Below are 22,761 nucleotides of genomic sequence, written 5' to 3' on the forward strand. Positions count from 1 at the left end.
ACCGGGCCGACGCGGTGACGGCACGGCGGGCGCCACGCTGTGCGCCATGAAACCGAGAGCGCGCAAGACGTGGCTGCTGCTGCACGTCATCACGTCCGTGGGCTGGCTCGGCGTCACGATCGGGATGCTCGTGCTGGCCCTGGCGGCGTTCGACGAGCCGCAGCTCTACCAGGCGATGGAGCTGCTGGGCGACCTCGTGGTGCTGCCGCTGGCGCTGGGCGCGCTGATCACCGGCGTGGTGCTGTCGCTGGGCACGAAGTGGGGCCTGGTGAAGCACAAGTGGGTGCTGGTGAAGTTCGCGCTGACCGTCGTCGCCGTGGTCGCCACGACGTTCTCGCTGCGCTCGGGCCTGCACGAGGCGGCGGACGGCGCGGTGGGCACGGCCGGTGGTGACGTGCTGGCGGCGGCCTGCGTGTCCCTGACGCTCTACACCGTCAACACCGTGCTGTCGGTGTTCAAGCCGTGGGGCCGGACCCGGTGGGGCTGAGCTCGCCGCGCCGGCGCTCCACGTCGGCCGCCAGGTCCTCCGGGTCGCACTCCGCGAGGTGGTCGCGGACCAGGTCGTGCGGGAACCGGTGCTCGTCGACCAGCAGCACGCGGTCCCGCGCGGACTGGAGGATCGCCTTGCGGCGCAACGGGAACTCGTCCAGCGCCAGCGGCCGGGCGAGCAGTTCGGCGACGAGGTGCGCCGGCCGGTTCGCGATCGGCGTGCCGGCCAGGCCGACCAGCAGCCCGGTCACCGCGCCCCACGCCGACGGCCGCACGCCCGCACCGGCCAACGCCGCCAGTCCCACCCCGACCGCGCCCGCCGCCGGCAGCCAGCGCAGCCCGGCGACCGGCCGGACCCGCACGCCGAACCACACCTCCCGCAGACCGCCGATGAACGCCCCCGTCACCGCGCCGGAGCCGAGCCCGATGCCCAGCCCGGTCAGCAGGTCCGGCGACGGTCCCGTCACCACCATCACCCCGGCGGGCACGAGCGCGCACACCACCGCCCAGTACCGGTCCCGGGTGACGCCGTACCCGACGAGCACCGTCACGACGACGACCAGCCCGTAGCCGACCGCCGCGGGCCACCGCGCGACCTGCGCGCCCAGCAGCCCGCCGAGCGCCGCCACACCACCGGCCACCACGGCACCGGCCGCGAAACCCGTTGCCGCCCAGACGTTCCCGCGCCGGGGGTTCCCGCGCGTCACGCGGAAAGCGCTGCGCGGCACCAGGACCGCCGCCACCGCGACGACCCCGGCCGCCACCAGCCCCAGCCGCACGCCCACCACGAAGGACACCGCGGTCGCCGCGCCCGCCAACGCGCTCGGCGCGGCCCGCCGGAACAACCGCCACACCGCCTCCGGGCCGACGAAGTCCAGCCACACGTGCCGCGCGGGCAGCCGCGAGCGGGCCACGAGGTCGTGCTTGCGCTGCGCGATGCGGGCCAGGAACCGCAGGGCGCGCACCGTCCGCTCCGGGCGGACCGCTCCCCGTGCCGCCGACTCCACCAGGTAGGTGCCGAGCACGCCCCGGTACTCCGCCCGCCCCGCCCGGTACGCCAGGGCCAGCAGGCCGAACGCGAGCGGCGTGCGCAGCTCGTCCCACAGCTCCGGGTTCTTCTCCAGCTCGTCGTGCAGGCCGTCCAACCGCGGGCCGCACGCGGCGATCAGCTCCTGCACCACCGTGCGCGACAACGGTTCCACCCGCACGACGTCGTACCGGGGCAGGTGCTCGTGCTCGTCGCTCCCGGTGCACAGCACGACCTGCGGCACGTTCAGCGCGGTGATCCAGGCCAGGCACTCGACCCGGTCGGCGGGGGCCAGCTCGTCCAGCCCGTCGAACAGCAGCACGAGGTTGCGCTCCCGCAGCCACGCCCGGCCGACCCGCGGCGCGATCCGGTACCGCTCGGCCAGCACGTCCAGCAGCCACACGCCGAAGTCGTCGTCCCGCCGCCACCCGCCGAGGTCCACCACGACCGGTATCGGCCGGACCGGGTCGAGCGCGGCCCGCGCCAGCAGCGCCTCGGCCAGTTCCAGCAGCAACGTCGTCTTGCCCGCGCCCGGCTCGCCCGCCACGACCACCGGGTGGCGCAGGCGCGTCGACAGGCGCGGACCGACCCGGGGCACGACGCCGAGCTTGAGGCGCAGCTGCTCGGCCAGCGAACCGTCCACCCGCGCCCGCACGTACCGCTCGACCCGGTCCAGCGCGGCCCGCCGGTTGGCCGGGTGCGCGGGACGTCTTCGCAGCAGCAGCGCGCCCAGCCGGTCCCACGCCGCGAGGCACGCGGTGAGCGCGGACAGCCCGACCAGCGCCGGCCACAGCCACCGCGCGTGCGGGCCGAGCACCGGCAGCGCCGACCCGCCGGTGGCGGCGTTGATCGCGACCGGGACGAGCACCAGCAGCGTCACCCCGCCGACCGCGGCCAGGGCGACCAGACGGGTGGTGCGGCCGAACCGTCGCGCGTCCATCTGCCCTCCCACCAGGTCCGCGATCGACGGTAACGGCGTTCGCGGCGCGGGGGTAGGCGAGTTAACGTGGTCGGCCCGTCACCGTCGGTGCCCACCGTGCACAACGGCGGCCGGGCCGGACCGGTTCAGTTCGCGAGGAAGTCCACCAGGAGCCGGTTGACCGCGGCCGGCTGCTCGAGGAACCCGAAGTGGCCCGCGTCGGCCACTTCCTCGTACCGCGCGCCCGGGATGGCGTCGGCCACCTCGCGCGCCAGGTGCGGCGGCAGCACGCGGTCGTCGGCGAACCCGATCACCAGGCAGGGCACCGTGATGGCCCGGTAGGCGTCGAGCCGGTTCTCGAACTCGTTCATCTCCATCTGGGCCCGCACGCCCTTGCCCACCGCGGACCCGGTGAACTCGAAGACGTCCAGCCAGTCCCGCACGCCGACCGGGTCGCGCAGCGTCGCGGGCGACAGGTTCAGCACCGCGTTCACCGCCGCGAAGTACCGCGACGGCAACGTGATCCCCTGGTCGTGCAGCGCGCGCTCGCCCCGCGACAACGCGGTCTGCACGGGGTCGTTGCGGCCCGCGGTCGCCAGCATCACGGCCTTGGCCACGAGGTCGGGCCGGGCCAGCGCGAGCTCCTGCGTCACCCGCGCGCCCATGGACGTGCCGACGACGTGCGCCCGCCCGCCGAGCGACTCGATCAACGCCGCGACGTCGCCGACGAGGTCTCCGATGACCATCCCGGACGCGCACTCGTCGGTCGGCGGGATGCCCCGGTTGTCGACGGTCGCCACCCGGAACCCGGCCCGGCGCAGCGCGGGCGCCTGGTGGGCGTGCCACACCCGGCCCGGACTGCCGGTGCCCATCACCATCACGACGAGGTCGCCCTCGCCCTCCACGTGGTAGCTGAGGTTGATCCCGTTGAGCGCGACGACCGGCATGGGCGGCAGGGTACTGACCGGCTCCGCACAGCCGCTATCGCCGCGCGGAAACCGTGGGGGGAAAGGCGTCGTGGAGGCCTAGGGTGATCCCATGAGGCGAGTGATCCTGTCCGGTTCCACGTTCGAAGAGCAGGTCGGCTACGCGCGCGCCGTGGTCGACGGCGAGTGGGTGCACGTCGCCGGCACCACGGGTTTCGACTACGCCACGATGACCATCTCCGACGACGTGGTGGCGCAGGCCGAGCAGTGCCTGGCCAACATCGGCGCGGCGCTGGCCGAGGCGGGCAGCGGGTTCGCCGACGTGGTGCGGGTGCGGTACTACCTGCCGGACAGGAAGGACTTCGAGCCGTGCTGGCCGGTGCTGCGCGCGGCGTTCGGCGAGGTGCGCCCGGCGGCGACCATGCTGGAGTGCGGCCTGTCCGACCCGAGGATGCGCATCGAGATCGAGGTCACGGCCCACCGCCGGGGGGCCTAGCGCGAGGTGTGCGCCGGCTCACGCCGACCGCGCGTTGAAAGTGACACCGGTGTCAGGTTCGACCATGCGGTATGCGCACCACAGCTCCTCGAACCGACGCCCCGTCGCCCACCGGGCGGCTGCCCCTGCGGCCGCTGCTCGTCCTGGCCACGGCCGCGTTCACCACCGTCCTGACCGAAGCCCTGCCCGCCGGCGTGCTGCGCGGCATGAGCGCGGGCCTGGGCGTGAGCGAGTCGGCGACCGGTCAATTGGTCACCGTCTACGCACTGGGCACGGTCACGGCGGCGATCCCGCTGTCGGCCGTCACGTCCACCTGGTCGCGCAAGCGTTTGCTGCTGGCCGGGGTCGCGGGCTTCGCCCTCGCCAACACCGTCACCGCCGCGTCCGCGCTCTTCCCGCTGACCCTCGCGGCCCGGTTCGTCGCGGGGGTGGCCGCGGGGGTGGTGTGGGCGCTGCTGGCCGGGTACGCCCGCCGGGTCGCGCCCGACCACCTGCGCGGCAAGGCCACCGCGCTGGTCATGGCAGGCATCCCGGTCGCGTTGTCGCTCGGCGTGCCCGCGGGCACGTTCCTCGGCGGCTTGCTCGGCTGGCGCGCCGCGTTCTGGGCCATGACCGCGCTGGCCGTGGTCCTGCTCGCGTGGGTGGTGGTGGCGGTGCCGGACCGACCCGGTCAGCCGCGCGGCGCCCGCGTCCCGGTCGTCCGCGCGCTGGCCCTGCCCGGCGTCGTGCCGGTACTGGTCGTGACGCTGGTGTTCGTGCTCGCGCACACGATCCTCTACACCTACATCGCCGCCTACCTGGCCCGGCTCGGCCTGGCCGACCGGGTCGACGCGGTGCTGCTGGTGTTCGGCGTGGCGTCCGTGGTGGGCATCTGGGTCGTGGGCGCGCACATCGACCGGCGCCTGCGCGTGCTGATGATCGCCGCCGCCGTGCTGTTCGCGGTCGCGGTCGCCGCGCTGGCCCTCACGCCCTGGGTTCACGTCGCGGTGGCGTTGTGGGGCCTGGCGTTCGGCGGCGTGCCGACGCTGCTGACGACGGCGGCCGGTGACGCGGGCGGCGAGGCCGCGGACTCCGCGCAGGCACTGCTGGTCACGTTGTGGAACGCGGCCATGGCGGGTGGCGGCGTCGCGGGCGGCCTGCTGCTCGGCGGGCTCGGCGCGGGCTCGCTGCCGTGGAGCGCGCTGGTGCTCCTCGTGCCCGCATCGGCCGTCGTCGTGGCCGCCCGCGCGCACGGCTTCCCGGCGGTCCGGCGGTGATCAGCGCGGCCCGTGGGCGGCCCACTCGATGGCCGGGCAGCGGTCCATGACCACGTCCAGCCCGGCCGCGGTGGCCCGCTCGTAGGCCGCCTCGTCGAGCACGTCGAGCTGGAACCACACCGCCTTCGCGCCGATCGCCACCGCCTCGTCGGCGAACTGCCCGGCCGCCTCGGACCGGCGGAACACGTCGACCACGTCGACCGGGAACGGGATGTCGGCCAGGGACGCGTAGCCCTGCTCGCCGTGCACGGTCGCCGCGTCCGGGTGCACGGGCACGATCCGCTTGCCGTGCTGCTGGAGGAACTTCGCCACGCCGTAGGCGGCGCGCTGCGGGTTGTCGGCCAGCCCCACCACGGCCCAGGTGTCGCCGTCGGCCAGGACGCGGCGGATCTTGTCGGGGTCGCCCCAAGGTTCGCTCATGGGACCAGCCTAGGACGGGCTGACGTGAAGGGCTTTCGCGTTTACCCTGTGGACTGCCGCCGCCGCGGAGCCTTCGAGAGGACTTCTTGATGCGCGCCACCCGATCGGTCCTGATCGCGACGCTCGTCGCAGCCTTGTCGCCACCCCTCACCGCCCAAGCCGCGCCCGCCGACGGCGTCTACTACGTGCAGAGCGTCACCACCGGCCTGAACGCCGGCGTCTCGGGCACGTCCGTGCTCCAGCGCCGGCCGAAGGGCGACGAGGACCACCAGCAGTGGACCCTGTCCGGCCGCACGCTGCGCGAGGGCACCCGGTGCCTGGGGCGCAGCGGCGACCAGGCCGTGGTGCTGGACTGCGGCAGCGCCGACGCCGTGTGGGACGTGCTGCCCGACGGCGACCGGCACCGGCTCAAGGTTCCCGGCGCCGACCGCTACCTGGTCGCCTCCGGCACGGACGGGGTGCGGGTCGGCACGGGCGCCGACCTGTGGTACCTGACCCCGGTGTCACCGCGCCGCACGCCCGTCCCCCCGGAGGGGGAGCGGCGGCTGGACCAGGTCACCTTCCTCACCGCCCACAACGCCTACGCCAACGGCGTGGACGGCGGTTTCGCCCCGCCGTTCGTCAACCTCGCGCCCAACCAGGCCCGCGGCATCGAGCGGCAGCTCGCCGACGGCGTGCGCGGGTTCCAGCTCGACGTCCACCAGACGCCGGACGGCGCGATCCTGTGCCACAACAGCTGCACGTGGGTCAGCCGCCCGGTCGCGCTGTGGGTGGACGTGCAGCGGATCGTGGACTTCCTGCGCCGCAACCCGTCCGAGTTCGTCACGGTCTTCCTGGAGGACTACGTCTCCGCCGAGGTGCTGCGCGCCGAGCTGGGCCGCGTCACCGGCCTGGCGGACGTGCTGTTCCGCCCGGACCGGGCGGGCGTGCGCACCACCGGCTGGCCGACGTTGAACACCCTGCGTGCCACCGACAAGCGGCTCATGATCTTCACCGACCACAGCCGGTCGGGCGACGCCGTGCCGCGCGACAGCTTCGGCGTGATGTACCAGCCGGAGTGGACGGTGGAGAACCACTGGTCGATGGGCTCGGGCCTGGGCACGTCCGACTGGTCCTGCCACAGCCGCTGGGCCACGCCGCTCACCCGCACCGAACCGGGCTTCCGGCCCCTGTTCGTGATGAACCACTTCCGCGACGTCCCGTTCACCGGCACCGCGACCACCGACAACGGCAAGCTCGCCGACCGGGCCCGCCGGTTCTGCGAGCCGGCCGCCCGCAAGACCCCGACCTACCTGGCCGTGGACCACTACCACCTGGGCAACGCGATGGCCGCGGTCGCGGCCCTGTCCGGCGAGCGGTTCTAGCCCGGCGAGCGGCTCCGGCCCGGGGCCGGTCGCGGCAGCCCGCAGTCGGGGGCGGTCAGGTCCACCCGGCCGCCCCCGGTCAGGCACGGCACGATCAGGTAGGTCTGCTGGCCGTACCCGATGCCCTGGTGCACGGTGACGTTCCCCTGCTCGTCGACCTCGCACGGGTTGTTGTCCGTGCACCGGTCGCCGTCCTCGTTGCCGGTGTTGTTGACCGCCACCACCTTGCCGGTGGCCACGTCCACCACGGGCGAGCCGGACGTGCCGCCCTTGGTGTCGCACGCCTCGGTGTAGCGCATCGAGCCCTTCCAGGTCCACCGGCCCTCGCGCAGCTCGTGCACGTACCCGTCCGCCCGGCACGAGTAGACCTGCCGCCAGTACCCCGACACCACGCTGATGTCGATGCCCCGGCCCGGGTGCTCCGGCGACAGCTCCAGCGCCCGGCCGCCCATCGCCTCCACCTCGCCGTAGGTGGCGGTGAGCCGGTACAGCGCGACGTCGGTGCGGTGCATCGTGGCGTAGACCAGCGACGACGCGCGCAGGGTGCCGATCGAGCCCTCGCCGTTGCTCGCGAGCAGCGTGAACTTCCGGTCGGCCGGCACGTCCACGACGACCTCCTCGGGTTCCATGAACCGCACGCAGTGCCCGTTCGTCATCACCAGCGCCGGGTCGGACGGCCGGTGCTCGGGCGGCCGGACCACCGCGCCCGAGCAGCCGCTCAACGACACGGTCCCGGTGAAGTCGACGGCGGCCCGCGCGGGAGCCGACGGCGCGGCGGACGCGGGGGCGGCGGACACGGACAGCACGAGCGCGGCGAGCACCGCTACCAGGTGGCGCATGGGCGTTGATCCAATCAGCCGCCGCCGGACGGCGCACTCCCGTTCACCCACTCGCGTCATCGCCGAGCCTCGGCGGTGGCAGCCGGTAGGTCGGCGGGGTCGCCGACAGCCGGATCGGGTTCGGCACCAGCGGCAGCCCGGCCGGGTCCGCAGCCGTGCGGCCGCGTTCGGGGTCGCCGCGGAAACCGGTGCGCGGGTTGGCGTTCGTGATGCGGCCCGACCCGGTGGACCCGTGGGTGACGTGGTGGTCGCCGATCCGGCCGAGGTGCTCCTCGAAGCCCACCGCGAACTTCTCGTCCAGCAACGGCCCGTAGAGCACGCCCTCGTGGAACGGGTCGCCGACCACCGCGGTCGCGACGGCTTCCGCGAACCGCCGCACGAACTCGTCGTGCACGTCCTCGTGCACGACGACCGTGCCCAACGACGTGCACCGCCGGCCCGCAGTACCGGAACCGGAGACCCGCTGCTCCAGGGCCAGTTCGAGCCCTCGGAACGTCTCCTCGCCGTCGGCGAACACATCCGGAACACGTCCTGCGGCACGCCGGCGCGCTTCACGACAGTCGTGGAACGCCTGCGCCGACGCGGCCGCGTACTCGGCGGGCTTCCACACCACCGAGTTGCCGCACAGCAACGACGGCACGATGCTCCACGACGGCACCGCGACCGGGAAGTCGCCCGCCGTGACGACCACCGTGCCGCCGACGGGCTCGCGGAAGGTGAACAGGTGCTCGTCCGGCATCTCCGACGGCACGGTCCGCCCGTACAGCCTGCGGCCCTCGCCGGAGAAGAACGCGCAGGTGTCCACCACCTCCTGCGCCTCACCCCGCGCCTCGACCAGCGGCTTGCCGATCTCCCGCGTGACGACGCGGGCGGGCGCCTCGGCGTTGGCCTCCACCAACCGCCCGATGTTCGCCACCACCTGCCCCCGGACGGGGGCGGGCAACCGGGCCCACGCCCGCTGCGCCCGCTTCGCCCGCCGCGCCGCTCCCGCGAACTCCTCCGCCGGCACCGGCTCGACGCGCGTGACGACATCGGACAGCTCGGCCGGATTGGTGGACGCGTAGGTCGCCATCCCCCCAGCGTCGCCCGGGTGCCAAGGGACGATCGGCCGGAACCCCCGATCGCGCCACCCGTCCCGGCCCGTCCACTCCGACGCCGTGGCGCTATTCCGATGGTGGGCCGGCTCGCCACCGGATCACCATCGGAATCCCCGGCCGGAGCTCGGCCGGCAATTCCGGCGCCGCCGGTGATCGGTTCTTCCACCCGCGGTCCGGGGTGAGCGGTGACCGCGGTGGGGAATCGGCGGGCGATCGATGTCGGGGGGCGCTACTCGCCCTTCTCACCGTCCGCCAGTTCGCGCAGGAAATCCAGGTGCCCGACGTGGCGGCCCGTCTCCTGCACCAGGTGGGCCAGCACCCAGCGCACCGTCCGACCCCGGCCGTCGTGGTCGCCGCGGGTGCGGTCGTCCGGGCCCAGGCCCTCCAGCGCGGTGGCAGAGAGGGCCCACTCGGCGCGGTACTCGGCGATCACCGACTCGACCGTGTCGCCGTCGTGCAGGCGCCACGACGCGTCCGCGTCCTCGCCCCACAGCGACGGCAGCTCCACCCCGCCCGCCTCGATCGACAGCCACCACCGCTCGACCGCCGTCAAGTGCCGCAGCACGCCCAGCGCGCTCACCACCGGCGACGTCGGAATCGGCGTGGCGGAGGCGTCCTCCCGGCTCAAGCCCTCCACCTTCGCCACGGCCGTCAGGCGCAGGAACGTCAGGAACTCCGTCATCAACCGCAGCTCGTCGTGGGCGGCCACCGCAGGCCACACGCGTTCGTTCGAACTCATGTTCGACACCCTACGACACCCGCCGGTACCAGCGCGGTGACGTGTTGACCGGTGGCCTCAACGCCGCCGACCGCACCACGAGCACGTTCGGGCCCGACCGCGCCGCGTACTCGTCCAGCCGCGCCCGGAACTCCGGCCCGAACCCGTCCACGGCGGACGCCTCGACGCCGAAGCTGCCCGCCAGCGCGACGAAGTCCGGCGACCGCAGGTCCACCCCGAACGGCTCGTGCCCGGCCCGCGCCTGGTCGTGCCGCAGCATCCCGTACCCGCCGTCGTCCACCAGCACCACGGTCACCGGCAGCCGCTCCTGCGCGGCCGTGGCGAGGTCGCCGACCGCGAACAGGAAACCGCCGTCACCGCACACCGCCACCACCCGCCCGGTCACGGCCGCGCCGAGCGCCGCGGGGAACCCGAAGCCGAGCGTGCCCCACCCCACCGGGTACGCCAGCCCGCGCGGCCGGGTGATCCGGCCGAACCCGCCGACCCAGTACCCGGCCACGCACATGTCGGCCACCACCCGGTACCCCTCCACCGCCTCCAGCAGCGGCACGGCCCGCGGCTCGTCCGCCGCCACCGCCGCGCGCACCAGGCCGTTGAGCTCGGCGACCCGGTCGGCGACGCCGTTGCCCGGCCGCGGCGGCACGGCGTCGGCCAGCGCCGACACCACCACCCGCGCGTCGCCGCGCAGCGTCACGTCGGGCCGGTAGTTGCGGATCGCCTCCACGTTGACGTTGAGCAGCTTCGGCGGCGCGGGCTGCAGCCAGTTCTGCGTCATCATCCCGTCGAAGTCGCTGCCCACCCCGATGACCAGGTCGGCCTCGTCCCACAGCGCCCCGACCTCCGGCAGGTGCACCGGCCCGTGCACCACGTGCGGGTGGTCGACCAGGCCGCGCCCGCCGTACGTGGTGACGACCGGCGCGCCGATCCGCGCCGCCAACGCGCCCACCGCCGCCCCCGCGCCCGACCGCGCCGCGCCGCCGCCGGCCCAGATCAGCGGTCGTTCGGCCGCCGCCACCAGCTCCACCCCCGGCGTCACGTCCGGCGTCGACGGCGCGCGGGTCGGGATGCGGTTCCACACGCCCGCGTCCGCGGTGAGGAAGTCGGTCGGCACGCCCAGGTACACCGGTCCCTGCGGCGCGGTGGTGGCCAGCAGAGCGGCGCTGTCGGCGTAGACGCCGATCGACTCGGCCGCGCGCAGCGTCCAGCCGCCCTTCACCACCGGCAGGAACATCGCCCGCTGGTCGCGGGTCTCGTGCAGGGTGCCCCGGTACTCGCCGGGACGGCGCAGCGTCGACGGGATGTCGGTGGCGACCACCAGCACCGGCGACCCGGACGCGTACGCCTCGCCGGTCGCGCCCAGGCAGTTCGCCGCGCCCGGCCCGGTGGTCACCAGCGCCACGCCCAGCCCACCGGTGGCGCGGGCGTAGCCGTCGGCCGCGTACACCGCCGTCTGCTCGTGCCGGACGCCGACCAACCGGATGCCGGAGGTCCGCAGCGCCTCCCACACGGGCAGGTTGTGCACACCGGGCAACCCGAACACGACCTCGACGCCGTGCGCGGCCAGCACCGCCAGCAACCGCTCCGCCCCGCTCACCATGCGCGAGACGCTAGGGACGCGACGCTTCCCCGGCAACGTCACCCGGTCGTGTCATCATGCGCCGTGCGCAGCCTCCTGCCCGTTCTCCTCGCCGCGCTGGTCGCCGGCTGCACCTCCGCCGTGCCCGGCACACCGACGACCGCCGCCGAACCCGACGTGCAGGCGCGCTGGTGGACGTGGGCCGCGTCGAGCACGGAGGAGCGCAACCCCGTGCTCGACGCCACGGGCGCGCACTGCGCGGAGGACCAGCCGGCCGACCTGTGGTTCGTCGCGGGCACGTTCGGCGGCGCGGTCGAGCGCACGTGCGAGGTGCCCGCCGGCCGCGCGCTCGTCGGGCCGGTGGTCAACTTCACCTCCGCCACCGCGGCGGGCTGCGAGGGCGCGCTGGCGAACGGTTCCGGCGAGGTGACCTTCGACGGCGAACCGCTGGGGACGCGCCGGCTCGGACCGGCCCGCGTCACGATCCGGGGTGTGGCGGGCAACGTCGTGACCGGCTCGGCGAGCGCGCGGCAGACCTACGCGTGCGGCCTGTGGGTGACCGTGCCGCCGCCCTCCCCCGGCGAGCACGAGCTGGTGATCGACGGCCGTGGCGAGGGGTTCCGCACCACCGTCCGCTACCGGCTGGTCGTGGCGGCGGCATCGGACTGAGCTTTGCTATCGTCGGGATCGGCGTGTGTGGGCAGACGTGAGGCTGGAGCCACTCCCCGGCAACCGGGTGGCGTGATCCGCCGCGGGGTGAGGGCACCCCTGCTCATTGCGGTACCACCGATGACCGTCGACCGACGCGTGATGCGTCCTTGTCGCGCCGAGCCGGGCGGCGGGAGCGAGGACTGCCATGGCGCGATCGTCGTTGACCGAACAGCTGGTCGACCTCCGCCGGAGCTACACCGGCGAGAACCTCACCCAGGCCGTGCCCGCGGTGAAGGCCGTGCTGCACGGCCTGCCCGACGACCGCCGCGAACGCGTGGTCGACGCCCTGCGCGGCAAGGCCGACGTGCGCGGCCTGTTCCTGCCCGACGCCGAGGACGACGACCAGCGCGCGCTGGAGTGCGTGCTGCTCAAGGCCGGCCTGGACGCGGGTGGGCACCTGCAACTGCGCCCGCCCGCGAGCATGCTGCGCCCGGCGCACGCGTTCCGCACCGTCGAACCGGGCGTCCACCCGCGGGTGCACCTCACCGAGCACGCCCTGGGCCCCCTGCTGTACGAGCTGCTGCCGCGCCACGACGAGTCGTGGGTGGCGGGCGTGCCGGGGCTGCGCGTGGTGCACCACCCCCGGTCGGTGGAGCTGCGGCTGACCGGGCTGGACGCGGCGGTGCACCTCGCGGGCGTGGACGAGCGGGCCTGGGCCGTGGGCATGAAGTACGTGCGCACCCTGCTCAAGGGTCGCAACCTGGGCGGCACGTTCATCGACGGCCCGCTGACCGGGGTCGAGCGGGACCACCTGGACGAGACGCCGTACCCGACGGGCGTGGGCAGCGCCGTGCTGCGGCGCTACCACCTGTTCAGCGCGGCGCCGTGGGTGCGCGCGTTGGCGCAGGGCGACCGGTGGTGGGTCGAGTGGCCCGCGAGCCTGGGCGTGCCGACGGTCGCCGACCGACTGCTGCACCCGGTGTTCGGCCTGCCCGGCGCGGTGGAGACGCCCAGCGCCGGCGGCGGCCTCGGCGTGTCCACCGGCTGGTACGACCTGTTCCTGCGCGAGGTCGACGGACCGGACCCCGACCACGAGCCGGCGCTGGCGGCGATGGAGTGGCCGGAGGGCGTCACGGGGTGGTGGGAGCCGCCGCAGGCGGTGAGGTGAGCGACGCCTCCCCGGGCGAGTGACACCTGCCCGGGGAGGCGCTCACCCACGGCGTTCGGCGCAGCGGGTCCGTCCGATCCGACGAAGTCGTCGCCGGTGGCCGTGATCACGGCCCAACCGCGCGGACGCGGCGGTGCACGCCGGTAGACTGCGGTTTCGTCCGACGCGACCGCGTCGAGCCGCCGTCGAAGTGTCAGGAGGACCCCGGTGACCCAACAGGCTGCCGAGGCCCGGGCCGAGGTCGCGCCCCGGCGCGTGCTCGTGGCCGAGGACGAAGCCCTCATCCGCCTCGACCTGGTCGAGATGCTCCGCGAGGAGGGGTACGAGGTGGCCGGTCAGGCCGCCGACGGCGACGAGGCGGTCACGCTGGCCACCGAGCTGCGTCCCGACCTGGTCATCATGGACGTGAAGATGCCCAAGGTCGACGGCATCGAGGCCGCGTCGGTGATCGCGGGCAAGCGCATCGCGCCGGTCGTGATCCTGACCGCGTTCAGCCAGCGCGACCTCGTGGAGCGCGCGCGGGACGCGGGCGCGATGGCCTACCTGGTCAAGCCGTTCGCCAAGCGCGACCTCGTGCCCGCGATCGAGCTGGCGATGAGCCGGTTCGCGGAGCTGCAGGCGCTGGAGAACGAGGTCGCCGGGCTCACCGAGCGGCTGGAGACGCGCAAGGTCGTCGAGCGCGCCAAGGGATTGCTGATGACCAAGCAGGGTCTGTCGGAGCCCGAGGCATTCCGCTGGGTGCAGCGCACCGCGATGGATCGGCGCACGACCATGAAGGCCGTGGCCGAAGCCGTCATCGAAAACTTCGGGTGAACTATCCCCGCGAGTGATACACGTTCGAGTATCGGACAGTCCGCTCGATCATTCTCGGTTACTGCCCGCATTGGCCTTGTGACCTGCGGCGATTTGAGCTGGATTTAAGCTTGTTAACGTCGGGGCATTTTCCGGTGACTAGCGTCACGATGTGGACACAGAGCAGTAAGACCACCTGTTCATCGAACTCAACTGAAGCTACGTTCCCTCCCTAACCCACGCCCTCGTGTGAGGGCTCCGCCTACCGGCGGGATGGTTGGTGTCATGGGAGGTATTCCGGTGTCAGGAGCACGACTCGGCCGAGTTCTGGCGCTGGCGGCGGCTTCGTCGCTGGTGCTCGCGGCTTGCGCTGGAGGCGGCGGCGGTGGCGAAGCGGGAGGCGACGTCACCTCGGTCAAGATCGGGTTCATGGGTGACCTCACCGGTGAGAACGCGGCGATCGTGATCCCGCCCCGGAACGGGGCCGTGATGGCGGTCGAGGAGTACAACGCCAAGAACCCCAAGGTCAAGATCGAGCTGGTCCAGTACGACAGCCAGGGCAAGGCCGACCAGGCCACCTCGCTGATCACGAAGGCCATCACCCAGGACAAGATCGTCGGCCTCATCGGCCCGGCGTTCTCGGGTGAGTCGAAGGCCATCGGCGGTCAGCTCGAAGAGGGCAAGATCCCCAGCATCTCGCCGTCGGCCACGAACCCCGATCTGGCCAAGAACAACTGGACCTACTGGCACCGCGTCGTGGCGAACGACGCCGACCAGGGCCCCGGCATCGCCGACTTCCTGGTGAAGGCGAAGAGCCCGAAGAAGGCGTTCGTCCTGTCCGACGACCAGGAGTACAGCGTCGGCCTGGCCGACGCCGTCGCCAAGTCGTTCGAGACCGCGGGTGTCACGGTCGAGCGCGACAAGTTCGCCAAGGACGCGTCGGACTACTCGTCCACGGTCACGAAGGTCGCCGCGGCGAACCCGGACGTGATCGTCTTCGGCGGGTACTACGCGCAGGCGGGCCGCCTGCTCAAGCAGCTGCGCGACGGTGGCGTGAAGACCATCTTCGCCTCGGGTGACGGCTCGCTCGACCAGCAGCTCGTCACCGGCGCCGGCACCGAGGCGGCCGAGGGCGCCGTCCTGGCCTGCCCGTGCAACATCCCGACGTCCGACGTCACGGGCCCGCTGAAGACGTTCTTCGACAACTACAAGAAGAGCGCCAACGTCGACCCGGCCATCTACGCGACCGAGGGCTACGACGCCGCGACCGGGTTCATCAAGGCCGTCGAGGCGGGCAACACCACCGGCGAGAAGATCAACGAGTTCCTGAAGACCGTCAGCTTCGAGGGCGTCTCCAAGCCGATCAAGTTCAAGGCGAACGGCGAGCCCGAGAACAACGCGATCTTCATCTACCAGGTCGTCGGCGGCAAGGTGAAGCTGCTGGGTGCCGCGGAGGAAGCGAAGCTCGAGGGCTGATCCGGGCCGGATCAGGCAAGCAAGCTAGCGCGCTGGGGAGCGGGAGTGTCGTGGGAACGACAGCTCCCGCTCCCCACCACTATGGCGAAGTTTCTCTCCCCGCCCGTCTCGTGAGGCAAACCTGTCATGCTTGATGATTTCCTCAACCAGTTCCTGCCCAGCACGGTGGGCGGACTGGTGTTCGGCTCCATCTACGCGCTCATCGCCCTCGGCTACACGATGGTCTACGGTGTGCTGCGTCTGATCAACTTCGCGCACTCCGAGATCTTCATGATCGGCACGTTCACGTCGCTCGTGGTGATCACCGCGATCGCGCCCGCGTCGCCGCTGACCGGGATCGCCCTGTTCGGCGTGATGCTGTTGATCATCGTGGCGTCCGCGGCCATCTCCGGCGGCGCCGCGATGCTGCTGGAGGTCGTGGCCTACCGGCCGCTGCGCCGCAAGGGCGCGACCCGGCTCACCGCGCTCATCTCCGCGATCGGCGCGTCGCTGTTCCTGCAGGAGCTGTTCGCGCTCGTGATCATCCCGTGGCTGACCGGGAACGCGGGCCGCAACCAGCAGTCCGCTCCGCGCATCGTGGACCGCGACACCGTGTTCACCATCGGCAACGCGGCGGTGCGCACCGACCACATCATCGTCGTGGTCGCCGCGGTCATCATGATGATCGCGCTGGACCGCGTGGTGAACAAGACCAAGATCGGTCGCGGCATCCGCGCCACCGCCCAGGACCCCGAGGCCGCGGTGCTCATGGGCGTCAGCATCGACAACATCGTGCGGGTGACGTTCCTGCTCGGTGGCGCGATGGCGGGCGTGGCAGGCGCGCTGTACCTGATGGAGTTCGAGAACACCGTCTTCAACGTCGGCTTCGTGCTCGGCATCAAGGCGTTCACCGCCGCCGTGCTCGGCGGTATCGGCAACCTCCGCGGCGCGCTGCTCGGCGGAATCGTGCTCGGTCTCATCGAGAACTGGGGCGCGATCTTCCTGGGTTCGGAGTGGAAGGACGTCATCGCGTTCACCGTCCTGGTGGTCGTGCTGATGTTCCGGCCGACCGGCATCCTCGGTGAATCCCTGCAGAAGGCCCGCGCATGAAAGGCAACGGAGTGACTGGCAACGCGAATCCGTTGAGGCGCGTGGGCGCCCTGTTCGACGGCGCACGCGACTGGTGGGAACGCGCCAAGACCTGGCAGCGGTACCTCGTGTACCTGGGCGCGATCGTCTTCGCGCTGATCCTGCCCGCGCCGTGGATCGGCTCGTTCATGTCGCCCGGCGCGGACTGGACGACCGTGCTGATCTACCCGATCGGCACCTACATCCTGCTGGCGGTCGGCCTGAACGTCGTGGTCGGCCAGGCGGGTCTGCTCGACCTCGGCTTCGTGGCGTTCTTCGCCATCGGCGGCTACACCCTGGCCTACTTCGCCACCGAGCACGGCTGGTCGTACTGGCCCACGGTCGTGTTCGGCATCTTCCTGGCGGCGGTGTCCGGCGTCATCCTCGGCGCGCCGACGCTGCGGCTGCGCGGCGACTACCTGGCGATCGTGACGCTCGGGTTCGGTGAGATCATCCGGATCACCGCGAACAACACCGACGAGATCGGTGGCGCGCGCGGCATCCCGAACATCCCGCACCCGACGGACATGCCGTCGCTCGGCATCGAGTTCGGCGTGCTGCCCGCGCCGTACTACTACCTGATGGTCATCGCGATCGTGCTGGTCATCATCTTCTCGGTGCGGCTGCAGAAGAGCCGCGTCGGCCGCGCCTGGGCGGCGATCCGGGAGGACGAGGACGCGGCCGAGCTGATGGGCGTGCCGACGTTCAAGTTCAAGCTGCTCGCGTTCGCGATCGGCGCCATGATCGGCGGCCTGGCCGGCGGCATCTACGCGGGCAAGGCCGTGTTCATCGAGCCGAACACGTTCCCGTTCATCCTGTCCGCGACGATCCTCGCCGCGGTCGTGCTCGGCGGCGCGGGCAACCTGCCCGGCGTCATGCTGGGCGCGTTCGTCATCGCCTGGCTGCCCGAGCGGTTCCGCGAGGTCGACTGGTTGAAGCACGCGCTGGGCAAGGACCCGGCCGAGTACCGCATCCTGCTGTTCGGCGGTGTGCTGGTGCTGATGATGGCGCTGCGGCCGGAAGGCCTGCTGCCGTCGCGGCGGCGCAAGGCCGAACTGCACGAGGGCACCGGCGGCATGGGCACCATGGGTGCCGAGGTCGCGGGTCCGGACACCGATGTCTCGACGACGGAGGCGGCCAAGTGAGCACTCCCGTCCTTCAGCTGGACAACGTGACCATGCGCTTCGGCGGCGTGGTCGCCCTGCGCGGAGCGCGGCTCAGCGTCGGCCAGGGCGAGATCTTCGCCCTGATCGGTCCCAACGGCGCGGGCAAGACCACGGTGTTCAACGTGGTCACCGGTGTCTACCAGCCCACCGAGGGCCAGGTGCTGTTCAACGGCACGAGGATCGACGGCGGCAAGCGGTTCAAGATCACCAAGCAGGGCATCGCCCGCACGTTCCAGAACATCCGGCTGTTCCACAACATGTCGGCGCTGGAGAACGTGATGGTGGGCGCGGACGCGCACCACAAGACCGGTGCGATCGGCGCCACGCTCAACCTGCCGTGGCACCGCAAGGAGGAGAGGCGCGGCCGCGAACTGGCCCGGGAGCTGCTCGACTTCGTCGGCATCCCCGGCCGGATGACCGAGACCGCGAAGAACCTGCCCTACGGCGACCAGCGGCGGCTGGAGATCGCCCGCGCGCTGGCCACCGACCCGAAGCTGCTGCTGCTCGACGAGCCCGCGGCCGGCATGAACCCGGCCGAGAAGGAGTCGTTGCAGGCGCTGATCCGCAAGATCCGCGACAGCGGCCGGACCGTGCTGCTGATCGAGCACGACATGAGCCTGGTCATGGGCGTCAGCGACCGCGTGGCGGTGCTGGACTTCGGCCAGCTGATCGCAGAAGGGCTCCCGCAAGAAGTGCAGAACGACCCGAAGGTCATCGAGGCCTACCTGGGGGTGTCCGAAGATGCTTCTTGAGCTCAAGGACATCCACGTCCACTACGGCAAGATCGCCGCGATCAAGGGCATCAGCCTCGAGGTCCAGGAAGGTGAGATCGTCTCGCTCATCGGCGCCAACGGCGCGGGCAAGACGACCACGCTGAAGACCATCTCCGGGTTGCGGCCGCTGACCAGCGGCCAGGTGCTGTTCAACGGCCAGGACATCTCCAAGATGCCCGGCCACAAGCGGGTCGTGGCGGGCATCGGCCAGTCACCGGAGGGCCGCGGGGTGTTCCCCGGCATGACGGTGCAGGAGAACCTGCTGATGGGCGCCTACACCCGCAAGGACGCGCTGGACGCCGACCTGGCCGAGGTCTACGAGCTGTTCCCGCGGCTCGCGGAGCGCAAGAGCCAGTTCGGCGGCACGATGTCCGGCGGCGAGCAGCAGATGATCGCCATCGGCCGGGCGTTGATGACCAAGCCGAAGGTGCTCCTGCTGGACGAGCCGTCGATGGGCCTCGCGCCCATGCTCATCGCGCAGATCTTCGAGATCATCAAGGAGATCAACAAGCGCGGCACGACCGTGCTGCTGGTCGAGCAGAACGCGCAGCAGGCGCTGAAGCTCTCCGACCGCGCGTACGTGCTGGAGACCGGCCGGGTCGTGAAGAGCGCTCCCGGACCGGAGCTGCTCGACGACCCCCAGGTGCGCGCCGCGTACCTCGGCGGTCACTGACGGTCACCGGGGATCCGGCCGGCCCGGCTACGGCTGGGCCAGCCGGATCTCCGTGCCCGACTCGTCCTGCAGGTCGGTCAGCGTCGGCCCGCCGTACACGCGCAGGGCCAGCGGCTTCGCGTCGTCGGGCAGGTCGTAGTAGACGTCGTACTCCAGGCGCACGTTCGCGCCGAGGTCGATCGTCTCCGGCTGCCGCTTGATGGTCATGGCCTGCGCGTCCACCTGGTGCTCGACCTCGTGGTCGTCGATCAGCACGTGCCTGCGGGCGGCGAAGGACACGCTGCTGCGGCCGTTGTTGATCACGCTCATCCGGAGCCGGACGAACTGGCCCTTGGCGTGGAACTCGGCGTGGCTGCCGATCAGCGTCGGCATCTCGGAGGTCAGGCCGACCAGCGTGAACGCCGTGTCGCCGTCCGAGGTGGTCGGGACCTTGAGCGGCTTCTCGTCCGGCCGCACGGTCTGCGGGGGCACCGGGTAGGTCTCCGCCGACGTCGCCGTCGTCTCCGGGCCGGCCACCACCGGCGCGTCACCGCACCCGGCCGCCGCCAGCACCACGGCCATCACCGCCACCACGCGCCGCACGCCCACCTCCGACTCACCGGGTCACCCTGAATTGCACACCTCGGCCGGCCGAACCGCACCTTCACACCTTCGGTTGGTCTTTCGGCGCGTCCTTGAGGAAGCACGTCAACCGGGCCGTGCACGCGCGGCGGCCCTGGTCGTCGGTGACGACGATCTCGTAGGTGGCGGTGCTGCGCCCGCGGTGGATCGGCGTGCACACGCCCGTGACGAGACCCTCCGTGACGGCCCGGTGGTGCGTGCAGGACAGCTCCAGGCCCACGGCCAGCCGCTCCGGCGCCGCGTGCATGGCCGCCGCGATCGAGCCCAGCGTCTCGGCCAGCGCCGCGTTCGCGCCGCCGTGCAGCAGCCCGTACGGCTGGCGGTTGCCCTTCACCGGCATGGTGCCGACCAGCCGGTCGGCATCCCATCGGGTGATCTCGATGCCCAGCTTCGAGGTCAGCTGCTCGTGGGCGACGTCCTGGTCGGCGCCGGGGATGTCCTCGGGTGCTGGCGTCACGCGTTGCTCCAGTCGGTGCGGCACTGTCGGACCCCCACCCTAGACTCGGCCCGTGAGCACTTCAGAAGCCTCCCGCCTGCTGCTGGTCGACGGTCACTCCATGGCCTACCGCGCCTTCTTCGCGCTGCCCAAGGAGAACTTCAAGACGGGCACGGGCCAGACCACCAACGCGGTCTACGGCTTCACCTCGATGCTCATCAACCTGCTCCGGGACGAGAAGCCGACGCACGTGGCGGTGGCGTTCGACGTCTCCCGCAAGACCTTCCGCACCGAGGCCTACGCGGAGTACAAGGCCGGCCGCAGCGAGACACCGGACGAGTTCCGGGGCCAGGTGAGCCTCATCTCCGACGTCCTGGGCACGCTGAACATCCCGGTGCTGTCCAAGGCGAACTTCGAGGCCGACGACCTCATCGCCACGCTCACCACGCAGGCCACCGGGCTGGGCTTCGAGGTGCTCATCTGCACCGGCGACCGCGACGCGTTGCAGCTGGTCACCGACCAGGTCACCGTGCTGTACCCGGTCAAGGGCGTGTCCGAGCTGGCCCGGTACACCCCCGAGCTGGTGCTGGAGAAGCAGGGCGTGCCGCCCGAGCTGTACGCCGACTACGCGGCGGTGCGCGGCGACTCGTCGGACAACCTGCCGAACACCCCCGGCGTCGGCCCGAAGACCATCGTGAAGCTGCTCACCCAGTTCGGCTCGCTCAACGGGCTGATCGACCACATCGACGAGGTGCCCGGCAAGGTGGGCGACGCGCTGCGCGCCAACCTGACCAACATCATGCTGAACCGGCAGCTCACCGAGCTGGTCCGGGACGTGGAGCTGCCCCTGGGCCCGGCGGAGCTGCAGGCCCGGCCGTGGGACCGCGACGCCGTGCACCGGCTGTTCGACGAGCTGGAGTTCCGGGTCCTGCGCGACCGGCTGTTCTCCACCCTGTCCACCGCCGAGCCGGAGGCCGAGGAGGGCTTCGCGGTCAGCGGCGGCGTGGTGCCCGCGGGCGGCCTCGCGGCGTGGCTGGACGCGCACGCGCGCTCCGGCCGGGTCGGCGTCGCGCTGCGCACGTCCGGCGGGGACGTGGAGGGCCTGGCGCTGGCCGCGGTCGGCGGCGAGGGCGGGTACGTCGAGGTCGCGGCGCTGACCGAGGCGGACGAGAACGCGCTGGCCGCGTGGCTGGCCGACGAGTCGGTGGCCAAGGCGGCGCACGACCTGAAGCTGCCGCTGCGGGCGTTGCGGGCGCGCGGCTGGACGCTGCGCGGGGTGAGCAGCGACACGGCGCTGGCCGCCTACCTGGTGCGGCCCGGCCAGCGGTCGTTCGCGCTGGACGACCTGGCGCTGCGCTACCTCAAGCGCGAGCTGCGGGCCGAGGAGCCCGACGACGGCCAGCTGTCGCTGCTGGCCGACGAGGAGGAGGACCGGCAGAAGACCGCGCAGGCGGCGATCGTGCGGGCGTTCGCGGTGGCCGAGCTGGCCGACGCGCTGGACGCGGAGCTGGTCGCCACGGGCCAGGAGTCGCTGCTGGCGACCTTGGAACTGCCGCTGATGATGGTGCTGGACGAGGTGGAGGCGGTCGGCATCGCGATCGACGCCGAGCACCTGGCGGCGCTGGAGGCGCACTTCGCGGCGGGCGTGAAGCAGGCCGCGCAGGACGCGTACGCGGTGATCGGCAAGGAGATCAACCTCGGCTCGCCCAAGCAGCTGCAGACCGTGCTGTTCGACGAGCTGCGGATGCCGAAGACGAAGAAGACCAAGACCGGGTACACGACGGACGCGGACGCGCTGCAGAACCTGCTGGAGTCCACCCAGCACCCGTTCCTGCAGCACCTGCTCGCGCACCGGGACGTGACCCGGCTGAAGTCGACCGTGGACGGGCTGCTCAAGTCGGTGGCCGACGACGGCCGCATCCACACCACGTTCCACCAGACGATCGCGGCGACCGGGCGGCTGTCGTCCACCGACCCGAACCTGCAGAACATCCCGATCCGCACGGACGAGGGCAGGCGCATCCGCGAGGCGTTCGTGGTCGGGCCGGGCTACGCCGAGCTGATGACCGCGGACTACAGCCAGATCGAGATGCGGATCATGGCGCACCTGTCCGAGGACGAGGGCCTGATCGAGGCGTTCCGCAGCGGGGAGGACCTGCACACGTTCGTCGCGTCCCGCGCGTTCTCGGTGCCGACCTCCGAGGTCACCGCCGAGCAGCGCCGCCGGGTGAAGGCCATGTCGTACGGCCTGGCGTACGGGCTGTCGGAGTACGGGCTGGCGCAGCAGCTGCGGATCTCGGCGGCCGAGGCGCGGGAGCAGAAGGAGGCGTACTTCGCCCGGTTCGGCGGGGTGCGCGACTACCTGCACGCCGTGGTCGAGGACGCGCGGAAGAAGGGCTACACCGAGACGATCCTCGGCCGCCGGCGGTACCTGCCCGACCTGACCAGCGACAACCGGCAGCGCCGGGAGATGGCCGAGCGGATGGCGTTGAACGCGCCGATCCAGGGCAGCGCGGCGGACATCATCAAGGTGGCGATGCTCGGCGTGTTCCGCGCGTTGGCCGATTCGGGGCTGCGGTCGCGAATGCTGTTGCAGGTGCACGACGAACTCGTGCTGGAAATCGCCGAGGGTGAGCGCGAGCAGGTGGAGGAGTTGGTCCGCGCGCAGATGGGCGGGGCTTACGCGTTGTCGGTGGCGTTGGAGGTCTCAGTGGGCGTCGGCCGTTCCTGGGATGCCGCCGCCCACTGAG

22 protein-coding genes are annotated in these 22,761 nt (G+C 72.2%); 13 read left to right on the forward strand and 9 right to left on the reverse strand.

Annotation, left to right across the window (positions count from 1 at the left end; translation table 11 throughout):
* The first annotated feature begins 46 nt into the window (after window positions 1–46).
* Window positions 47–487, forward strand: a complete 441-nt coding sequence (locus tag FHX81_RS30515) for a DUF2269 domain-containing protein (RefSeq protein ID WP_141981732.1) — start codon at window positions 47–49, stop codon at window positions 485–487.
* Here FHX81_RS30515 and FHX81_RS30520 read toward each other — a convergent pair.
* Window positions 456–2,456 carry an NACHT domain-containing protein gene (locus FHX81_RS30520; RefSeq protein ID WP_141981734.1) on the reverse strand — a complete coding sequence of 667 codons (2,001 nt, stop codon included), beginning with the start codon at window positions 2,454–2,456 and terminating at the stop codon, window positions 456–458. The genes FHX81_RS30515 and FHX81_RS30520 overlap by 32 nt on opposite strands.
* A gap of 125 nt (window positions 2,457–2,581) precedes the next feature.
* Window positions 2,582–3,382 carry an alpha/beta fold hydrolase gene (locus FHX81_RS30525; protein ID WP_141981736.1) on the reverse strand — a complete coding sequence of 267 codons (801 nt, stop codon included), beginning with the start codon at window positions 3,380–3,382 and terminating at the stop codon, window positions 2,582–2,584.
* Between the two features lie 91 nt (window positions 3,383–3,473).
* On the opposite strand from FHX81_RS30525, the gene FHX81_RS30530 reads away from it, so the two are divergent.
* Together FHX81_RS30530 and FHX81_RS30535 are read left to right on the forward strand one after the other, a co-directional pair.
* Window positions 3,474–3,857: a RidA family protein gene (locus FHX81_RS30530; protein WP_141981737.1), complete on the forward strand. Its 384-nt coding sequence runs from the start codon at window positions 3,474–3,476 to the stop codon at window positions 3,855–3,857.
* A gap of 71 nt (window positions 3,858–3,928) precedes the next feature.
* Window positions 3,929–5,113 carry an MFS transporter gene (locus tag FHX81_RS30535; RefSeq protein WP_141981739.1) on the forward strand — a complete coding sequence of 395 codons (1,185 nt, stop codon included), beginning with the start codon at window positions 3,929–3,931 and terminating at the stop codon, window positions 5,111–5,113.
* Here FHX81_RS30535 and FHX81_RS30540 read toward each other — a convergent pair whose 3' ends face one another.
* The gene (locus tag FHX81_RS30540) at window positions 5,114–5,533 is read right to left on the reverse strand and encodes a CoA-binding protein (protein WP_141981741.1); all 420 of its coding nucleotides are present in this window, start codon (window positions 5,531–5,533) and stop codon (window positions 5,114–5,116) included.
* Window positions 5,534–5,622: 89 nt separating this feature from the next.
* On the opposite strand from FHX81_RS30540, the gene FHX81_RS30545 reads away from it, so the two are divergent.
* Window positions 5,623–6,897, forward strand: a complete 1,275-nt coding sequence (locus FHX81_RS30545; protein WP_141981743.1) for a PI-PLC domain-containing protein — start codon at window positions 5,623–5,625, stop codon at window positions 6,895–6,897.
* Here FHX81_RS30545 and FHX81_RS30550 read toward each other — a convergent pair.
* The 4 genes from FHX81_RS30550 to FHX81_RS30565 form a co-directional block, all read right to left on the reverse strand.
* A complete protein-coding gene (locus FHX81_RS30550) occupies window positions 6,894–7,736 on the reverse strand; it encodes a S1 family peptidase (RefSeq protein WP_211363599.1) in 843 nt (280 codons plus the stop codon). The two genes, FHX81_RS30545 and FHX81_RS30550, sit on opposite strands and share 4 nt — an antisense overlap.
* 43 nt (window positions 7,737–7,779) lie before the next feature.
* Window positions 7,780–8,808 carry an aldehyde dehydrogenase family protein gene (locus FHX81_RS30555; protein ID WP_141981747.1) on the reverse strand — a complete coding sequence of 343 codons (1,029 nt, stop codon included), beginning with the start codon at window positions 8,806–8,808 and terminating at the stop codon, window positions 7,780–7,782.
* 254 nt (window positions 8,809–9,062) lie between these two features.
* Complete coding sequence (locus FHX81_RS30560; protein WP_141981749.1) at window positions 9,063–9,572, reverse strand: DinB family protein; 510 nt, start codon at window positions 9,570–9,572, stop codon at window positions 9,063–9,065.
* Window positions 9,573–9,582: 10 nt separating this feature from the next.
* Complete coding sequence (locus FHX81_RS30565) at window positions 9,583–11,169, reverse strand: thiamine pyrophosphate-binding protein (RefSeq protein ID WP_141981751.1); 1,587 nt, start codon at window positions 11,167–11,169, stop codon at window positions 9,583–9,585.
* 63 nt (window positions 11,170–11,232) lie between these two features.
* Between FHX81_RS30565 and FHX81_RS30570 the strand changes: the two genes are divergently transcribed.
* The 8 genes from FHX81_RS30570 to FHX81_RS30605 all read left to right on the forward strand — a co-directional run bounded on the left by FHX81_RS30570 (window position 11,233) and on the right by FHX81_RS30605 (window position 18,954).
* Window positions 11,233–11,817: a signal protein gene (locus FHX81_RS30570; RefSeq protein WP_141981753.1), complete on the forward strand. Its 585-nt coding sequence runs from the start codon at window positions 11,233–11,235 to the stop codon at window positions 11,815–11,817.
* Window positions 11,818–12,004: 187 nt separating this feature from the next.
* Window positions 12,005–12,967 carry a hypothetical protein gene (locus FHX81_RS30575; RefSeq protein WP_141981755.1) on the forward strand — a complete coding sequence of 321 codons (963 nt, stop codon included), beginning with the start codon at window positions 12,005–12,007 and terminating at the stop codon, window positions 12,965–12,967.
* Window positions 12,968–13,174: 207 nt separating this feature from the next.
* Window positions 13,175–13,780, forward strand: a complete 606-nt coding sequence (locus FHX81_RS30580; RefSeq protein WP_141981757.1) for an ANTAR domain-containing response regulator — start codon at window positions 13,175–13,177, stop codon at window positions 13,778–13,780.
* A gap of 279 nt (window positions 13,781–14,059) precedes the next feature.
* Entirely contained in the window at window positions 14,060–15,235 is a 1,176-nt protein-coding gene (locus tag FHX81_RS30585) for a branched-chain amino acid ABC transporter substrate-binding protein (RefSeq protein ID WP_246108042.1), read from the forward strand.
* A gap of 126 nt (window positions 15,236–15,361) precedes the next feature.
* Window positions 15,362–16,324 carry a branched-chain amino acid ABC transporter permease gene (locus FHX81_RS30590; RefSeq protein WP_141981762.1) on the forward strand — a complete coding sequence of 321 codons (963 nt, stop codon included), beginning with the start codon at window positions 15,362–15,364 and terminating at the stop codon, window positions 16,322–16,324.
* The gene (locus FHX81_RS30595; RefSeq protein ID WP_141981764.1) at window positions 16,321–17,487 is read left to right on the forward strand and encodes a branched-chain amino acid ABC transporter permease; all 1,167 of its coding nucleotides are present in this window, start codon (window positions 16,321–16,323) and stop codon (window positions 17,485–17,487) included. The genes FHX81_RS30590 and FHX81_RS30595 overlap by 4 nt, the downstream gene beginning before the upstream one ends.
* Before the next feature lie 32 nt (window positions 17,488–17,519).
* On the forward strand, window positions 17,520–18,260 hold the full coding sequence (locus FHX81_RS30600) for an ABC transporter ATP-binding protein (protein WP_141984218.1): 741 nt from the start codon (window positions 17,520–17,522) through the stop codon (window positions 18,258–18,260).
* Window positions 18,250–18,954 (forward strand): ABC transporter ATP-binding protein, encoded by a 705-nt coding sequence (locus tag FHX81_RS30605; RefSeq protein WP_141981766.1) that lies wholly within the window; start codon window positions 18,250–18,252, stop codon window positions 18,952–18,954. Before FHX81_RS30600 ends, FHX81_RS30605 begins: the two co-directional genes overlap by 11 nt.
* Before the next feature lie 27 nt (window positions 18,955–18,981).
* Here FHX81_RS30605 and FHX81_RS30610 read toward each other — a convergent pair whose 3' ends face one another.
* Window positions 18,982–19,536: a DUF4352 domain-containing protein gene (locus tag FHX81_RS30610; RefSeq protein ID WP_246108044.1), complete on the reverse strand. Its 555-nt coding sequence runs from the start codon at window positions 19,534–19,536 to the stop codon at window positions 18,982–18,984.
* Window positions 19,537–19,597: 61 nt separating this feature from the next.
* A complete protein-coding gene (locus FHX81_RS30615) occupies window positions 19,598–20,032 on the reverse strand; it encodes a hotdog fold thioesterase (protein WP_246108045.1) in 435 nt (144 codons plus the stop codon).
* 100 nt (window positions 20,033–20,132) lie between these two features.
* Between FHX81_RS30615 and polA the strand changes: the two genes are divergently transcribed.
* A complete protein-coding gene (polA, locus tag FHX81_RS30620; RefSeq protein ID WP_246108315.1) occupies window positions 20,133–22,760 on the forward strand; it encodes a DNA polymerase I in 2,628 nt (875 codons plus the stop codon).
* Window position 22,761: the final 1 nt, after the last annotated feature.

The sequence above is a fragment of the Saccharothrix saharensis genome (assembly GCF_006716745.1).
GTDB classification, from domain to species: domain Bacteria; phylum Actinomycetota; class Actinomycetes; order Mycobacteriales; family Pseudonocardiaceae; genus Actinosynnema; species Actinosynnema saharense.

Coding starts and splice junctions, on each gene's coding strand:
- FHX81_RS30555 (WP_141981747.1), bottom strand. CDS start 8,808: ATGGCGACCTACGCGTCCACCAATCCGGCCGAGCTGTCCGATGTCGTC.
- FHX81_RS30590 (WP_141981762.1), top strand. CDS start 15,362: ATGCTTGATGATTTCCTCAACCAGTTCCTGCCCAGCACGGTGGGCGGA.
- polA (WP_246108315.1), top strand. CDS start 20,133: ATGGCCTACCGCGCCTTCTTCGCGCTGCCCAAGGAGAACTTCAAGACG.
- FHX81_RS30605 (WP_141981766.1), top strand. CDS start 18,250: ATGCTTCTTGAGCTCAAGGACATCCACGTCCACTACGGCAAGATCGCC.
- FHX81_RS30595 (WP_141981764.1), top strand. CDS start 16,321: ATGAAAGGCAACGGAGTGACTGGCAACGCGAATCCGTTGAGGCGCGTG.
- FHX81_RS30545 (WP_141981743.1), top strand. CDS start 5,623: ATGCGCGCCACCCGATCGGTCCTGATCGCGACGCTCGTCGCAGCCTTG.
- FHX81_RS30575 (WP_141981755.1), top strand. CDS start 12,005: ATGGCGCGATCGTCGTTGACCGAACAGCTGGTCGACCTCCGCCGGAGC.
- FHX81_RS30535 (WP_141981739.1), top strand. CDS start 3,929: ATGCGCACCACAGCTCCTCGAACCGACGCCCCGTCGCCCACCGGGCGG.
- FHX81_RS30550 (WP_211363599.1), bottom strand. CDS start 7,736: ATGCGCCACCTGGTAGCGGTGCTCGCCGCGCTCGTGCTGTCCGTGTCC.
- FHX81_RS30520 (WP_141981734.1), bottom strand. CDS start 2,456: ATGGACGCGCGACGGTTCGGCCGCACCACCCGTCTGGTCGCCCTGGCC.
- FHX81_RS30515 (WP_141981732.1), top strand. CDS start 47: ATGAAACCGAGAGCGCGCAAGACGTGGCTGCTGCTGCACGTCATCACG.
- FHX81_RS30530 (WP_141981737.1), top strand. CDS start 3,474: ATGAGGCGAGTGATCCTGTCCGGTTCCACGTTCGAAGAGCAGGTCGGC.
- FHX81_RS30540 (WP_141981741.1), bottom strand. CDS start 5,533: ATGAGCGAACCTTGGGGCGACCCCGACAAGATCCGCCGCGTCCTGGCC.
- FHX81_RS30600 (WP_141984218.1), top strand. CDS start 17,520: ATGCGCTTCGGCGGCGTGGTCGCCCTGCGCGGAGCGCGGCTCAGCGTC.
- FHX81_RS30560 (WP_141981749.1), bottom strand. CDS start 9,572: ATGAGTTCGAACGAACGCGTGTGGCCTGCGGTGGCCGCCCACGACGAG.
- FHX81_RS30525 (WP_141981736.1), bottom strand. CDS start 3,382: ATGCCGGTCGTCGCGCTCAACGGGATCAACCTCAGCTACCACGTGGAG.
- FHX81_RS30565 (WP_141981751.1), bottom strand. CDS start 11,169: ATGGTGAGCGGGGCGGAGCGGTTGCTGGCGGTGCTGGCCGCGCACGGC.